Origin of the sequence: Rossellomorea sp. GAMAL-10_SWC (genome assembly GCF_049568075.1) — a bacterium.
Classification (GTDB): Bacteria; Bacillota; Bacilli; order Bacillales; family Bacillaceae_G; genus Gottfriedia.
Window position 1 is genome coordinate 921,165 of sequence record NZ_CP144911.1, and the last position, 15,636, is coordinate 936,800.

At 32.0% G+C, this 15,636-nt stretch carries 19 protein-coding genes; 14 read left to right on the forward strand and 5 right to left on the reverse strand.

The features are described from left to right. Positions 1-166 precede the first annotated feature (166 nt). Complete coding sequence (locus V5E38_RS04400; protein WP_097975721.1) at positions 167-400, reverse strand: glutaredoxin domain-containing protein; 234 nt, start codon at positions 398-400, stop codon at positions 167-169. Positions 401-651: 251 nt separating this feature from the next. On the opposite strand from V5E38_RS04400, the gene V5E38_RS04405 reads away from it, so the two are divergent. The 10 genes from V5E38_RS04405 (at position 652) to V5E38_RS04450 (ending at position 8,332) form a co-directional block, all read left to right on the forward strand. Continuing rightward, positions 652-888, forward strand: a complete 237-nt coding sequence (locus tag V5E38_RS04405) for a YkuJ family protein (protein WP_056474223.1) — start codon at positions 652-654, stop codon at positions 886-888. A 178-nt stretch (positions 889-1,066) separates the two neighbouring features. Continuing rightward, the gene (locus V5E38_RS04410) at positions 1,067-1,540 is read left to right on the forward strand and encodes a ribonuclease H-like YkuK family protein (RefSeq protein ID WP_387324921.1); all 474 of its coding nucleotides are present in this window, start codon (positions 1,067-1,069) and stop codon (positions 1,538-1,540) included. Positions 1,541-1,593: 53 nt separating this feature from the next. Next, on the forward strand, positions 1,594-1,785 hold the full coding sequence (gene abbA / locus V5E38_RS04415) for an antirepressor AbbA (protein WP_097975719.1): 192 nt from the start codon (positions 1,594-1,596) through the stop codon (positions 1,783-1,785). Positions 1,786-2,080: 295 nt separating this feature from the next. Beyond that, positions 2,081-2,527 carry a cyclic-di-AMP-binding protein CbpB gene (cbpB, locus tag V5E38_RS04420; protein ID WP_097975717.1) on the forward strand — a complete coding sequence of 149 codons (447 nt, stop codon included), beginning with the start codon at positions 2,081-2,083 and terminating at the stop codon, positions 2,525-2,527. Positions 2,528-2,589: 62 nt separating this feature from the next. Continuing rightward, complete coding sequence (locus tag V5E38_RS04425; protein ID WP_499213510.1) at positions 2,590-3,486, forward strand: LysR family transcriptional regulator; 897 nt, start codon at positions 2,590-2,592, stop codon at positions 3,484-3,486. Positions 3,487-3,568: 82 nt separating this feature from the next. Continuing rightward, positions 3,569-4,285 (forward strand): 2,3,4,5-tetrahydropyridine-2,6-dicarboxylate N-acetyltransferase, encoded by a 717-nt coding sequence (gene dapD, locus V5E38_RS04430; RefSeq protein WP_069035532.1) that lies wholly within the window; start codon positions 3,569-3,571, stop codon positions 4,283-4,285. 240 nt (positions 4,286-4,525) lie between these two features. Beyond that, positions 4,526-5,635, forward strand: coding sequence for an N-acetyldiaminopimelate deacetylase (locus V5E38_RS04435; protein WP_499212361.1), 1,110 nt, complete (start codon positions 4,526-4,528; stop codon positions 5,633-5,635). A 117-nt stretch (positions 5,636-5,752) separates the two neighbouring features. Then, on the forward strand, positions 5,753-6,295 hold the full coding sequence (locus V5E38_RS04440) for a peroxiredoxin (protein ID WP_098231953.1): 543 nt from the start codon (positions 5,753-5,755) through the stop codon (positions 6,293-6,295). Positions 6,296-6,499: 204 nt separating this feature from the next. Beyond that, positions 6,500-6,955, forward strand: a complete 456-nt coding sequence (locus tag V5E38_RS04445) for a TlpA family protein disulfide reductase (protein ID WP_499212362.1) — start codon at positions 6,500-6,502, stop codon at positions 6,953-6,955. Positions 6,956-7,297: 342 nt separating this feature from the next. Further along, on the forward strand, positions 7,298-8,332 hold the full coding sequence (locus V5E38_RS04450; RefSeq protein WP_499212363.1) for a cytochrome d ubiquinol oxidase subunit II: 1,035 nt from the start codon (positions 7,298-7,300) through the stop codon (positions 8,330-8,332). A gap of 64 nt (positions 8,333-8,396) precedes the next feature. Here V5E38_RS04450 and rnjA read toward each other — a convergent pair whose 3' ends face one another. Together rnjA and V5E38_RS04460 are read right to left on the reverse strand one after the other, a co-directional pair. Continuing rightward, complete coding sequence (rnjA, locus tag V5E38_RS04455; RefSeq protein WP_069035536.1) at positions 8,397-10,064, reverse strand: ribonuclease J1; 1,668 nt, start codon at positions 10,062-10,064, stop codon at positions 8,397-8,399. 3 nt (positions 10,065-10,067) lie between these two features. Further along, positions 10,068-10,280 (reverse strand): DNA-dependent RNA polymerase subunit epsilon, encoded by a 213-nt coding sequence (locus tag V5E38_RS04460; protein ID WP_056468578.1) that lies wholly within the window; start codon positions 10,278-10,280, stop codon positions 10,068-10,070. A gap of 348 nt (positions 10,281-10,628) precedes the next feature. Here V5E38_RS04460 and V5E38_RS04465 point away from each other — a divergent pair, with 348 nt between their 5' ends. Next, the gene (locus tag V5E38_RS04465; RefSeq protein WP_499212364.1) at positions 10,629-11,537 is read left to right on the forward strand and encodes a DMT family transporter; all 909 of its coding nucleotides are present in this window, start codon (positions 10,629-10,631) and stop codon (positions 11,535-11,537) included. A gap of 15 nt (positions 11,538-11,552) precedes the next feature. Further along, positions 11,553-12,326 carry a Cof-type HAD-IIB family hydrolase gene (locus tag V5E38_RS04470; protein WP_499212365.1) on the forward strand — a complete coding sequence of 258 codons (774 nt, stop codon included), beginning with the start codon at positions 11,553-11,555 and terminating at the stop codon, positions 12,324-12,326. Between the two features lie 64 nt (positions 12,327-12,390). Here the strand turns inward: V5E38_RS04470 and def are convergent, their stop codons facing one another. Together def and V5E38_RS04480 are read right to left on the reverse strand one after the other, a co-directional pair. Then, positions 12,391-12,948 carry a peptide deformylase gene (def, locus tag V5E38_RS04475; RefSeq protein ID WP_499212366.1) on the reverse strand — a complete coding sequence of 186 codons (558 nt, stop codon included), beginning with the start codon at positions 12,946-12,948 and terminating at the stop codon, positions 12,391-12,393. A 188-nt stretch (positions 12,949-13,136) separates the two neighbouring features. Continuing rightward, positions 13,137-13,280 (reverse strand): YjcZ family sporulation protein, encoded by a 144-nt coding sequence (locus tag V5E38_RS04480; protein ID WP_069035541.1) that lies wholly within the window; start codon positions 13,278-13,280, stop codon positions 13,137-13,139. Positions 13,281-13,401: 121 nt separating this feature from the next. On the opposite strand from V5E38_RS04480, the gene V5E38_RS04485 reads away from it, so the two are divergent. Both V5E38_RS04485 and pdhA read left to right on the forward strand, forming a co-directional pair. After that, the gene (locus V5E38_RS04485) at positions 13,402-14,091 is read left to right on the forward strand and encodes a YkyA family protein (protein ID WP_097975701.1); all 690 of its coding nucleotides are present in this window, start codon (positions 13,402-13,404) and stop codon (positions 14,089-14,091) included. Positions 14,092-14,556: 465 nt separating this feature from the next. Next, positions 14,557-15,636 (forward strand): pyruvate dehydrogenase (acetyl-transferring) E1 component subunit alpha, encoded by a 1,080-nt coding sequence (gene pdhA / locus V5E38_RS04490; RefSeq protein WP_286145513.1) that lies wholly within the window; start codon positions 14,557-14,559, stop codon positions 15,634-15,636.

The window sequence follows — 15,636 nt, forward strand, 5'->3', positions numbered from 1 at the left end:
CATCGTCCGTCATGTTTTTTGTTTTTCATTTTATAGGAGTTGGGTAATTAGGAACTATTATTTGGACAAGTCGTTGAAACAATCTTAAAAACAAATGTAGTATAGAATGATAAAAAACACCTAAATGAATGTTTATTTAGGTGTTTTTAATATGATAGATAATGGATTAACGTTTTTGTAATGCTGCTTCAATTTGCTCCATCTGAACGCCTCTAATAACTTCATCATCAATTATTAAAGTAGGTGTTGAGTATGAATCTAACTCAAACATCATTCTTTTTTTAGCACCTTCATCTTGTGATACGTTATATTCAATATAAGAAGCATTCATTTCTTTTAAATAATTTTTCAAAAATTCACAAGGAGGGCAACCATCTTGTGTGAATAATTCGATCTTCATAAAACGACATCCTTTTTTATTTTTTCTTAAAGCATTTGTATAAAACCATTATGACATAGAAAAATATAGTATATAAAGAAATTTGTTTTTTAGTTGAAACGACTATTTTTCTTGAATTTATCTTGAAATACAAGTATTCTTATTAATGGACACTTACATAGCTGAAATCTATCAGAAGTTTTTTGGATAGAAATTGTAAGAAAGTAAAACCTATATTTAGGGAATGACACATGGTAGAAAGGAGTTCTAATATGTCTTTATTATTAGGAATTTTAGAACGCTTAGAAAGTTTAAAACAACAAGCTACGAACGGTGAGGTTGCTCAAAGATATTTTGAAGTTAACGGTGAAAGAAAGTGTAGCGTTAAGTATTCTGAGAAAAATGAAACTTTTGAATTAGAAGTATTTCAACAAGGTGAAAAACCACAAACGTTCCCATTCGATAATATCGATATGGTAGCAATTGAAATATACGAAATTATTTCATAAGAAAAGAAAAAACAAGCTAAGCTTGTTTTTTCTTTTTTTTTTAATATTTTATTACAAAATAGTATGGGTGTGCTAATCCCAATTCTTAATGAATACATTATTATGTATTGTTATGAATAGGGAGGTCATATACGTGAATAAAGATCAGTATCGATTTTACAATGTAAGTGAAAGAAATATGAGTTTTGATCATGTAGTTGATCGGCTATATCATTTTGTAAAAAGTGATCCTAATAAACAATATCGACTTTCCATTGGAACAGATTCTCAAGTTCATAGTAATGGAACTAAGTTTATTACAGCACTTCACTTGCATCGGGTAGGTAATGGCGCTTGGGGATGTTTACATACTTGTTGGCATCACAAGAAAATCCGAAATTTAAAAGAGAAAATATTTTTAGAAACTATGTATAGTCAGGAAATAGCTTTTTTATTATCACCCTTTCATTTAGAAAAAATTTTTAGTCCTCTTCATGAAAATGCTAATTCGAATAATTTTAGTTTTGAAATTCATCTAGATATTGGTACGATGGGGCTAACGAAAGAGTTTATACAAGAAATGACATCTAAAGTAAGTGCGATGGGCATCATTCCTAAGATAAAACCTGATTCTTATACAGCATTTAGTTATGCAAATAAATTTACAAAATAAGAAGTTTAAACTAAATAAACATTGATTAAAATGAGGATTAGGAGGGATGATGGATGTTAAGTGAACAAAATTTCACAGAAGATGAATTGTCTTTATTGGTCGACACAGTGATGAAACAAAATTATGCAATTGAACTCATTTCATCACAGATAACTGATATAGAAAATGGTTTAATGGCTGCAGGCGAGGATCAATACGAAAGATTAATACATTTATATCAAAAATTAAGGGATTTAGGGCTATGAAGACAAATATAGATGAACGTTTAGATAATAAATTATTTATCTAAACGTTTTTTTGTTTTTTTGAATAGTTATAGTTAAATGAGTAAATTTTTAAGAAAAGTTAAATTGGAAAGGGGTTACAAATCTGATAATATAGGGATGGGGACCTAGTCCTTAATCTAATAAAATAATGTATAGAATTTTTCTATACAGATGATGAGCAAAGTTGTATGTGTATTTATTTGATGTTTATTTATGAATTGATAATTTCTACCATTTTTAAATACTTTTGCTTTTCTATTGGGGGACGATGTTTTTGATTAGTATTGATGGTTCACAATTTTTTGAACATAAAGTAGAAGAATTCATTATTTCAAGTGAAAAAGTAGCTCATGTACAAATTGGCAATAGTTTGGAGCATGCCTTATTAGTACTTACAAAATCTGGATATTCTTCAATTCCAGTGTTAAATCCAAAGTTTCAGTTGCTAGGTTTGATTAGTACATCTATGATATTAGATGGAATACTTGGATTAGAAAGAATTGAATTTGAACGTTTAAGCAATATGAAAGTTGAAGAGGTAATGGGAACTGAAATACCATTATTAAAAACGACTGATACACTCGCTAAAGGGCTTGAATCTGTAGTTGATCATCCTTTTGTATGTGTGGTTGATGCTAATAATACGTTTGAAGGTATATTAACTCGTAGAGCGATTTTAAAACAATTGAATAAAAATGTTAGAAGATATAATAAGCATTAACGATAAAAAAGTAAGTCATCATCAAATTGACTTGCTTTTTTAGTGTTGAAGAGTCAATCAAAATAGGTTTAAGGCAAGGGGGGGCTTATGTGCAAATTGATGATATACGTTTAATAATTACTTTGTCTGAAGAGAAGAATATGAGGAAGGCAGCTGAGAGGTTGTTTGTTTCTCAACCAGCTTTAAGTCAAAGACTACAAAATTTAGAGAAGCAGATTGGTAGTGAATTGTTTATTCGCTCTCAAAAAGGTTTGATTATTACGGCCTCTGGTGAAATCATATTAAACTACGCGAAAAAGATGGAAGAAACGTATCAAACAATGTTAGAGCAGTTACAAATTTTAAAATCCGATATTTCAGGGACTTTAAAGATTGCCGTTTCATCTGTTGTTGCGCAATACTGGTTACCGCCAGTTTTAAAAAAATATGTGTCAAGCTATCTAGAAGTACAAGTTTCACTTTTTACCGGTTGGAGTAGTGAAATCACAAATCGCTTATATGAAAATGAAGTTCATCTAGCAATTGTTCGAGGAAACCAAAATTGGTTTGGAGAAAAGGAATTACTGTTTTCTGATGAATTATTATTAGTTGATACAAAAAAACATAGTCTTGAGGAATATAAAACGATACAAAGACCATTTATTCAGTTTAAAAGTAATTCAAATTATTATCAGTTGATCCAGTCATGGTGGTATGAGCATTTTAATTCATTACCAAAACATGAAATTGTAGTCGATCAAATTGAAACATGTAAGCAATTTGTATTGAATGGACTAGGCTTTGCGATCTTACCTTCCTCGGTATTACATGATATTATTGATGAAAATATTATAAAAACACCTTTAATTACAAAAGAACAATCAGGCTTATATCGCGATACATACTTACTTTATAATCGAGATGCGTTGAAATTAAAACAAGTAGAAGGATTTATAGAATCAATTCGAAAAAAAAATTAAGATTACTCGACAAAATGTTGCTAGTTACTTACTAGATTTGATAGAGTATTCTTATTGATAATAATAAAGGGGGCAATTCATTATGAAATTAATGGACGCAAATGAAATTATTGCATTTATTGCAAATAGCACGAAAAAGACACCTGTAAAGGTTTATGTAAAAGGTCAATTAGACAAGCTTACTATTTCTGAATCAGTTCAATCATTTATTTCTCAAAATTCTGGAGTTTTATTTGGTGAGTGGGATGATGTTAAAGTAATCCTTGAAGAGCAAAAAGAATACATAGAAGATTATGTAGTAGAATCAGATCGTCGTAATTCAGCGATTCCACTTTTAGATGCTAAAGGTATTAAAGCTCGCATCGAGCCAGGTGCGTTTATTCGTGATCAAGTTACAATTGGAGACAATGCAGTTATTATGATGGGTGCTGTAATTAACATCGGTGCTGTAATTGGAGAAGGAACAATGATCGATATGAACGCAGTACTTGGTGGACGTGCTACAACAGGTAAAAACTGTCACGTTGGTGCTGGAGCTGTTTTAGCTGGCGTAATTGAGCCACCATCAGCAAATCCAGTTATTCTTGAAGACAATGTATTAATTGGTGCTAATGCAGTAGTTTTAGAAGGTATTAAAGTAGGGGAAGGCGCAGTAGTAGCTGCAGGTGCAATTGTTACTGAAGACGTTGCTCCTTATACTGTAGTTGCAGGTGTTCCAGCTAGAAAAATCAAAGATATCGATGATAAAACAATTTCAAAAACTGAAATCATTCAGGCTTTAAGACAACTAAATCAATAATAACAAGAAGTAAGCGTAGAATTTATTTTTCTACGCTTACTTTATAGACATTATATTAAAATATAAGTTCAGAACTGATTACAACATTTGACTTACGAGGCGTGAAGTCTGATAAGGAGTGAAGTTACCTTAGACGGTAATGAGCATCGCTCAGCAGGCGAAGCAACGAGGAAAGCGAGTGTTTGGTGGGCAGTCTGAAGCGTAGAATTATATTTCTACGCTTTTTTTGGAGGAATTAAAATGGATTCATTTATTAAAATTAGAAGGGATTTACATTTGATCCCCGAACTTGGATTTCAAGAATTCAAAACACAAGCGTATTTACTAGATTATTTATCTAGTTTAGATCAAGAAAGAATGGTAATTGATACTTGGAGAACAGGTATTTTCGTTCGAGTAAAAGGGTTAAAACCTACTAGAACAATTGGTTACCGTACAGACATTGATGGATTACCAATGAAAGAAAACACAGGTTTAGAATTTTCATCGATTCATGTAGGTAATATGCATGCCTGTGGTCATGATGTACATATGAGTATTGCTCTTGGTGTTCTTACTAACCTTGTTAATGAGCCAATAAATGATGATGTCGTTTTTATTTTTCAACCTGCAGAGGAAGGTCCTGGTGGAGCGGAACCTTTACTTAAAAGTGAAGAATTTAAACCATTTAAACCAGATGTAATCTATGGTTTACATATCGCTCCAGAATATCCTGTTGGTACAATTGCGACGAAACCTGGTATGTTATTTGCTCATACATCAGAGCTTTTTATTGATTTTCATGGCTTAAGCGGTCATGCAGCTTTCCCTCATTTAACGAACGATATGATCGTTGCATCAAGTCATTTTATCACTCAAGTACAATCAGTTGTATCAAGAAATGTTAATCCATTAGACAGTGCTGTCATTACGATTGGGAAAATAACTGGTGGTACAGTTCAAAACGTTATTGCAGATCATGTTCGAATTGAAGGTACGATGCGAGCATTAAGTGAAGAAGCAATGCTAAAATTAAAAAATAGAATTGAAAGTCTTGTGAATGGATTTCAAGAGAGTTTTCAGTGTAAAATAGAAGTAGATTTTGGAAGTAATTACTATGGAGTAATCAACGATGAATCGTTGACGAATGAATTCTTTAATTTTGCGAAACAATATGACGGTATTGAGGCCGTCCGTAGCAATGTTGCAATGACAGGTGAAGATTTTGGTTATATGACAAAAGAAATTCCAGGCCTAATGTTTTGGATTGGCGTAAATTCAGAATTCGGACTCCATAACCAAAAATTAAATCCAGATGAAAATGTGATTCCTTTAATGATTCGATTTATTTCGGACTTTATGAAACAATAACAATGAAAATGATTTTCAGTTAATAATAATTATAAATTAATATTGACTTTAAATAAGTAGTTTACTATAATATCACTTGTATGATAAATAGTTACATAAATATTGGAGGTAATAACAATGGCAGAACGTTTAGTAGGAAAACAAGCACCACGCTTTGAAATGGAAGCAGTTTTAGCAAATAAAGAATTTGGTAAAGTAAGCTTAGAAGAAAACATGAAAAACGATAAATGGACAGTATTATACTTCTATCCAATGGACTTCACATTTGTATGTCCAACTGAAATCATAGCAATCTCTGATCGTTACGACGAATTTGAAGATCTTGATGCAGAAGTTGTAGGAGTTTCTACAGATACAATTCACACTCACTTAGCATGGATCAACACTGATCGTAAAGATAATGGCTTAGGTCAATTAAAATATGCATTAGGTGCAGATACAAACCACGCTATTTCTCGTGACTATGGCGTATTAATTGAAGAAGAAGGTATTGCATTACGTGGATTATTCATCATCAGCCCAGAGGGTGAATTAATGTACCAAGTAGTACACCACAACAACATCGGTCGTGAAGTTGATGAAGTTTTACGTGTACTTCAAGCTTTACAAACTGGTGGACTTTGCCCAGCTAACTGGAAACCAGGTCAAGCAACTCTATAATTCTAAACAATTAAGAATTAATGTCAAAGGTCTAACTTATAGTTAGGCCTTTTTAAACACAATAACGAAAAGTGGAAGGCGTTTGTTAAAGACCCGACAAGCATAAGGCAAGGACCTAGAGGGCCAAACGCCTATAACTAGACAAAAACTAAAAGTAGAACAAGCTTACTTAGAGCTAATGAAAACAAGTAGGAGGACTATAAAATGAGACTTCGCTCACCAATGCCTGAATTAGATGGTGCAACAACAGTATTAAATGGAGAAATTCAAAAAGAAAACTTAATCGGTGACAAACCAACATTAATTCATTTTTGGTCTGTTAGTTGCCATTTATGTAAAGTAGCAATGCCAAACATTAATGCTTTTAGAGATGAATATAAAGATCGATTAAATGTAGTAAGTGTTCATATGCCAAGATCTGAAGATGATTTAGATATTGATAAAATTAAAGAAGTTGCAAACGAACACGGCATTACACAAACAATACTAGTTGATAACCAACATAGTATTACAGATGCTTTTGAAAATAAATATGTACCATCATATTACGTATTTGATAAAACAGGTGTATTACGCCACTTCCAAGCTGGAGAAGGCGGAATGCCAATGTTAGAAAAGCGTGTTAATCGAGTGCTAGATGAAGCAGCAAAAGTAGAATAATATAGATTCAATCATCACTTAAGAGACTTTTTTTAAAGTCTCTTTTTGTATGTAGAGAAAATACAAAAAATTTGAGTTTCAGACGGATTGAAAGCGCTTGTCTTTCGAGGCGCGAAGCCAGGTGAGGAGCGGAGTTACCCTTGATGGGAATGAGCACCGCTCAAAAGGCGAAGCAAAGAAGAAAGCGAGCGTTTGTCAACAGTCTGAAGAGACTTTTTTTGAAGTCACTTTTTTGTATTATCCTAATCTTCGTCTTGAAACTAGTAGAAAGCGTATTTTATAGGTATAATTAAAGTAAACTAATCTTTAGTTTAAGGAATTATTCTGTAGGAGGAAAAAAGTTTGGAGATTCAAACAATCGCAATCTTTATCTTATGGTTGTTTTTATATGCCTACATGATTATTGCTTCAATTGATTTTGGTGCAGGATTTTATGCGTTTTATGCGATTTCAACTAAAGAAGAACCAAAATTAATTGGCTTAATAAATCGACATCTTTCATCTATTTGGGAACTTGCTACATTATTTTTCATTTTTTTCTTTGTAGGTGTAGTTGGTATATTCCCAAGGGTAGCATATTATTATGGTGTTCCTTTATTAGTTCCGGGTAGTGTAGCAATGATCTTTTTAGCAATTAGGGGATCGTTTTATACTTTTCAGCAATATGGAGAAAATAGGAGTAAGTTCTTTTTAATTTTGTATGGCGCGACAAGTCTATTAATACCTGTTACATTATCTACTGTTTTAACAATTTCTGAAGGTGGATTTATTATCGAGAATGGAACAGATATACGATTTTATCCATTTAAATTGATTACGAATTCTTATTCTCTATCCGTTATGCTATTGGCTGTATGTTCAGTATTATTTATTAGTGCAATGTTTTTAATTTATTCTGCAAAACTAATCAATGATTCGGAGTCGGAAACTAAATTAAGAAAGTATGTACTTGTCTGGTCATTGCCAACTATTGTTTCGAGTATCATCGTATTTTTATCAATGAAATTACATAATAAAGTTCATTTTGATCGAATGCATAATGTATGGGAATTCTTTCTGATCTCTTTGATTTGCTTTTGTATAGCAATTTATTTTGTTATAAAAAGAAAAAGATATGGTTTAGCGTTTATATTAGTATTATTACAATATTTCTTCGCATTTTTTGGGTATGGTATAAGTCATCTACCATTTATCTTATATCCATATTTAAGAATCGAAACAAGTTTTGCTAAGAGTAGTTTAGCAATCGTACTAATTATTCTGTTTGTTGTATTTTTTATCTTATTTACTGTGTATTTTATATTTTTAGTTCTTAATAAACCTTTTTTTATGAAAGTGTTTTTAAAAAGTAATGAAAAAAATGACTTTCAAGATTAATAAAAAAGGGCGATTTCAAAAGTATTTTTACTTTTGAAATCGCCCTTTTATCATGTACTAATGATTAAACTTCCATAATAATTGGGAGAATCATTGGTTTACGTTTTGTTTTTTCGTATAAGAAAGGTGATAAAGTATCAGTAATTTCATTTTTGATCTCAGACCATTGAGAAGTTTTACGTTCCATGATTTTGTTTAAATGAGTAGAAATCATTGCTTGTGCTTCATTTATTAAATCGCCACTTTCTCTCATATAAACGAAACCGCGTGAAATAATATCTGGTCCTGCCGAGATTTTAAATTCCTTCATATCGATGCTTACGACAACGATTACAAGACCTTCTTCAGATAAAATTCTACGGTCTCTTAAAACGATATTACCGATATCACCGATACCGCTTCCATCAATATAAACATTACCAGAAGGTACTTTACCTGCAACCATAGCCTCATCTGCACGAAGAGCTAAAACCTCACCATTATCCATGATAAAGCAGTTTTCTTCAGGTACTCCACAGTCCATAGCAAGCTTAGCATGCATGCGCTGCATTCTATATTCACCGTGAATCGGCATAAAATACTTAGGCTTCATTAGTCTAAGCATTAATTTTTGCTCTTCTTGACCGCCATGACCACTAGTATGAATATCATTTAATGAGCCGTGAATTACTTCAGCACCAGCACGGTATAGTAAGTTGATTGTACGATTTACACTCATAGTATTACCTGGAATTGGTGAAGAAGAAAATACTACAGTATCTCCAGGAATAATTTGAATTTGACGATGTGTACCATTTGCTATACGTGATAATGCAGCCATAGGTTCACCTTGACTACCAGTACATAAAATGACTAATTGATTAGCCGGTATACGATTAATTTGAGATGCATCAATAAATGTATCCTTAGGGCATTTAATATAACCTAAGTCATGACCGATCTCGATATTCGCTTCCATACTTCTACCAAAAACAGCAATTTTACGTCCAGTAGCAATAGCAGATTCAACTACTTGCTGAAGACGATGAATGTTTGAAGCGAATGTTGCAAAAATAATTCGACCGTCTACTTTGCGGAAGATCTCATTAATTGTGTCTCCAACTTTTCTCTCAGACATTGTAAAATGTGATACTTCACTATTTGTACTGTCAGAAAGTAGACATAAAACGCCTTCCTTACCAATCTCAGCCATTTTTGTTAAATTAGCTGTTTCTCCAACTGGTGTAAAATCGAACTTAAAATCACCTGTATGTACGACTTGTCCTTGAGGAGTTTTTACAACAATTCCGTAACAATCTGGAATACTGTGAGTAGTACGGTAAAAAGTTACGCTAGTTTTTCTAAATTTAATGATGTCGTCTTCTTTAATTTCAATTAATTTAGCTTTTCTTAAAAGACCGTGCTCTTCTAGTTTATTTTTAATTAAGCCAAGAGCAAGTTTTCCACCATAAATTGGAATGTTTAATTCTCTTAATAAATATGGAATACCACCAATGTGGTCTTCATGTCCGTGAGTGATAAATAACCCTTTAATTTTTTCCTCATTTCGAACTAAGTAGGAATAATCAGGTATAACATAATCTATCCCTAGTAGCTCATCTTCAGGGAACTTGATTCCGGCATCTATTAATATAATTTCATCTTGATATTGTACTGCGTATGTATTTTTACCAATTTCCCCTAAGCCACCTAGTGCGAATACGGCAGCTTGATCATTTTTAAGAAATTTCATAAATTACGCTAGCTCCAAAATTTTAAAGCTTTCACTTTGTTTTTCGAATTCAAGATGAGCACCGGTTAAAGCTTGAACAAGCTCAATATTATAATTGAAAGGTAATAATTTCGCACGAACTTCTCTTTCACTATCTGCTTCTACATAAACTGTTTTAGTTTTTTCTCTTACAGGTACCTCTAATGGTAATTCCTGATAGTATACTTTAAAAATCATTTAAATCTCTCCTTGTCAAATCACTATCTTCTCAATATTATAAGTGATTTTTTATATATTTTCATTCTTTTTATTGAAGATTACCTAAAATACGGTCATTTTAAAAAAAAATTTGAAATTATAGAGATATATTTCTTCTTTTTCAAAAAGTGTTTTAGCCGTTTTTTTAATTTTTTTCTAAGTTTACGTAACATTAGTTTTACCTCCTAGACATGAAATTAAACTTATATGTAGAGAACACGGACATAGTATATTTATGTGTAGTATTGAACGAAAAAACATTTTCATACAATATAATCCAAAAAACAGTTAAAATAGAGGGTATCTTAAAGTTAAGGGGAGAAGAATGTGAAGAAGTTATATGGAGCTTTGTTTTTATTAAGTATTATTTGGAGTACATCTTTTTTATTTATTAAGCTCCTTTTAAACGATATAGGGCCAGAAGCAATTGTTTTTTATCGCTGTTTCTTTGGTGCTATGACATTATTAATTATTATGTTAATAAAAAAGGTAAAGATTGATTATAAAAATTTACCGAAAATGAGTTTAATTATTGTCATCTCATTATTTAATCATGCTATACCTTGGCTTTTTCTTTCTTTTAGTGAGACCCATCTGCAAAGTAATGAAGCGGCAGTATTAAATGCTTTTACGCCAATTGCAACACTCATTATTGGCTATTTTTTCTTTTCTCAAAAAATTCATAAGAAACAATGGATTGGACTTATGATTGGGATCATTGGACTTATGATTATGATGAATCTTAATCCATCAACAATTTTCTCGGATAATATAATTTATTCAATATTAATGTTATTTGTTACTTTTTGTTATGGGCTTGGTTCACACTTAACTAAAAAGTATTTACAACAAATTGATGTAATGATTATTTCATTTTTAACCTTAGGTATTTCTGGTGTATTCGGCTTTTTTTATATGGTCGTTGTAGGGAAGGGCACTTTAAAACCATTTGTTAATTTTGAAGTTTTTAGTGGTGTGTTTGGACTAGGCGTTGTATGTTCGGGGTTGGCATATTTATTATTTTATTATATGGTTAAAGAGGGAAGTGCAGAATTTGCAACAATGGTTACTTATATAGTACCTGTATTTGCTTCTATTTGGGGATTTTTCTTTTTAAACGAGCCTTTATCTTTCAAAATGATTTTAGGATTGTTAATCGTACTTCTAGGTGTATTTATTACGAATAGTAAACAGAAGTCAAAAATGAAAAACTCAAAAGCAAATGCAGCGTCTTAGTGAGGAGAAAATAATATGAATAAACCAATCGTTTTTTTTGATATTGATGGAACGATTTTAAATCATGATAAAGTAATTCCGGAAAGTACTAAGAAAGCAATTTCGGAACTTCAAAATAAAGATATCCACGTAGCGATTGCAACTGGTCGTGCGCCATTCATGTTTAAAGAAATTCGTGAAGAGTTAAATATAAATAGTTTTGTAAGTTTAAATGGACAATATGCTGAATTTGAAGGTGAAGCTATTCACAAACATGCCCTGCATCCAGAACAACTTCACCAATTTACTCAAAAAGCAAAAGAACTAGGTATTCCGCTAATCTATTTAAATAACGAGACAATGAGGGCGTCAATTGATTCACATCCCCATATAAGAGAAGCAATGACATCGATTAGAATGCAACACCCTGAAGTTCAGCATGATTTTTATCATAATCGTGAAATTTACCAAGTCTTACTGTTCTGTGAAGAGCATCAAGAGCCATCTTTAACCGATGGGTTTAATGATTTTAATTTTATTCGTTGGCATGAGTATTCGTCAGATGTCTTACCAATAGGTGGATCTAAAGCGAATGGAATACTTCAAATGGTAAACCATCTTGGGTTTGATATGCAAAATGTAATCGCATTTGGTGACGGATTAAATGATTTAGAAATGATTGAAAAAGTTGGTACGGGGATTGCCATGGGTAATGCAGTGGATCCACTAAAAAAATTAGCTAATCATATCACAACGAATGTTGATGAAGATGGAATTTTAAACGGTTTAAAATGGGTCGGACTTCTTTAAGTATGTAGAGAAAGTACAAAAAATATTAGAAAAAAAGAGCGATTGGTTTTCCAATCGCTCTTTTTTATTTTCTCTCTAAAGGTGAAGCACCTTCTGGCGGAGAAAAAGGATTTGTTTTATTAATATGATCATAAAACATTACGCCATTTAGATGGTCAATTTCATGTTGGAAGCAAATTGCTGGTAAACCTTTTAAACGGATTTTTACATTTCCCAATTCTGTATCGAAGCCAGTGACTGTAATTCTTGCGTAACGAGGAACATATCCAGGAACATCACGATCAACAGATAAGCAACCTTCACCACCTGACAAATAAACTTGTTCAACAGAATGACTAACAATTTTAGGATTTAATAGTGCATAACTATATAAATTATCTTGTGAATCAGTTACATGAACACCTATTGCTCTTTTATTAATTCCGATTTGTGGTGCAGCTAATCCGATACCTGATCGTAGACCGTATTCGGCAGATATTTCCGGATTCTGACTATTTATAACATACTCTAATAATGAATTAGCTAAATTAATATCCTCTACCGATGGAGGTAAGTTTACTTCACTCGAGACTGCCCTTAATCTAGGATCGCCTTCTCGAATTATATCTTTCATTGTAATCAAATGAATTTCACTCCTGTCTAATATTTCATAAATATAAGTATGTACTATTCACTAGTATTATTAATTTAGTCTAACAAATCTTTTTTAAATTGTCAGTCTCAAGGCAATAGAATGGAAAAAGGAGCGATAAAATATCGCTCCTTAAAGTTTGTGGTTATACATTAATAATAGAGGCTTACTAGTGTGAATTATAAAACGAAAGCTGCACCAACGATAATTAATAAAATGAATAGAACAACGATTAATGCGAAACCGCCGTAACCGCAACCGCATCCGCCGCCGTAACCATAACCAGGGTATCCACCTTTTCCACCGTATCCGTAACCGTACATATAATAACCTCCCTTTAAACTGTTTCCGCATATAGCGGATACTACAAATTATGAAAAACTACATAAAGTGTGTGGGTATGTGACCATTTTATTTTTTAGGACGTATAAAAAGTGTGAAAAGATGCAACATGGAAATAATAATGAAAAAAAATTGGGTGAAATTATGTATAAAAAATTCAATTCCTTATTTCTTGTAATAGTCATACTCTTTATCCTTTGTTCGGGTTGTACTTCTCAAGCAAAACAAAAGAATTTAGTCATAAATCAACTAGCTGAAATTGCTAAAATGGAACAGAAATTTCAAAAAGCTGGAGAACGTATTCAAAAACTGGAAGTAAAAGAATTGGAGTATTATGAAAAAATTTATTTATATAAAATAAGCGAAGTAAACAAAAGACAAGATTCAGCAAAACAAGCAATTAATTTATTAAATGAACGAAAAGAACGAGTCAATGAGGAGTCAAAATTAATTCACGATATAGACATAAAAATTAAAGAACTTCAAACAATAAATATTGAAACGAAGGATGAACAGTTTCGAAATGAAGTTAATAACTTTATAAAAACATGGAGAGAAAGAACTGAGTTATACGATAAATTGAATTCAAAATATAAAGATGCAATGGAAACGGATCTTTCAATTTATAACTTATTATCCCAGAAAAAAGTTGATTTAAAAAATGTAAAGAGTGAGACAAAGGATACAAATCATATTTATAAAGATGTCATTAAATATAATGATCAATTAAATCTTTATACTCAAAAATTAAATAATTTACAAAAAGACATATATGAAAAATATGGTAAATAACAGATTGGGACTAGAATTACTAAATAAAAATCGTTGTAGTACAGTTTGGAATTTATGATAAAAAAAATCCGTTTTTAGCTATTTGAGTATAATTTAACGGAGTTTCTGTTATTGTATAACAGATTGCTGTTTCAAAGGTAGTACAGGGTTGAAATTTTATGGTAAATTTTCCGAAAAATCATGAATAAAATAATACAACAAAATATTTGACGAGTTTATGAACGTGTTATAAACTGTACTAGTGTTCAATGTTGTACTAGTGTAATACACGAATAGTATAAGTACAGATTTTAATTATAAGTTAAGGTTACTTGTAATTACTCTTAAGAAAATACACATGATGGATAAAGAAAATAAATCCTCCATAATTAAAGAAGGGTGTGGGTTTTAGTGGCAACTACTACGAAGAAAGTAGCTGGAAAGGAAACAACAGAAATGAAGAATACACAAACTGTTTCTGAATTAATGGATCAAATGCTTCAATTTGGTGATTCAGTTGGAACTCTTCAAATTTTAAATGAAGAGGGCGAAATCGTTAATGAATCAGCGATGCCTGATTTATCAGATGAGCAATTAAAAGAATTAATGAAACGTATGGTATGGACTCGTGTTCTTGATCAACGTTCAATTTCATTAAACAGACAAGGTCGTTTAGGTTTCTATGCTCCTACTGCAGGACAAGAAGCTTCTCAATTAGCAAGTCAATTTGCTCTTGAAAAAGAAGACTTTATCTTACCTGGTTACCGTGATGTACCTCAAATGATCTGGCACGGTCTACCATTATATAAAGCATTTTTATGGTCTCGTGGACATTTAGTAGGAAGCCAAATTCCTGAAGATGTAAATGCAATCTTCCCACAAATTATTATTGGTGCTCAAATTGTTCAAGCTGCAGGTGTTGCACTTGGTATGAAATTGAAAGGCCAAAAATCTGTTGCCATTACATATACAGGTGACGGTGGATCTTCTCAAGGTGATTTCTATGAAGGTATGAACTTTGCTGGTGCTTATAATGCTCCTGCGATTTTCGTTGTTCAAAATAACAGATACGCAATCTCAACTCCAGTTTCTAAGCAATCAAAAGCTAGAACAATTGCTCAAAAAGCAATTGCAGTAGGTATTGCTGGTATTCAAGTTGATGGAATGGATCCATTAGCAGTATATGCTGCTACATCAGAAGCTCGTAAACGTGCAGTAAACGGTGAAGGTCCTACATTAATTGAAACATTAACATTCCGTTATGGACCACATACAATGGCTGGTGATGACCCAACTCGTTACCGTACAAAAGATACTGAAAATGAGTGGGAAGCAAAAGATCCAATCGTTCGTTTCCGTAAGTTTTTAGAGAAAAAAGGTCTTTGGACTGAAGAAGAAGAAAATGCAATTATCGAAGAAGCAAAAGAAGCAATTAAAGATGCGATCAAACTTGCTGACCAAGAGCCAAAACAAAAAGTTACTCATTTAATGGAAAATATGTTCGAAACAATGACAAGTAATATAGAAGAGCAATATGCAATTTACAAAGAGAAGGAGTCGAAGTAA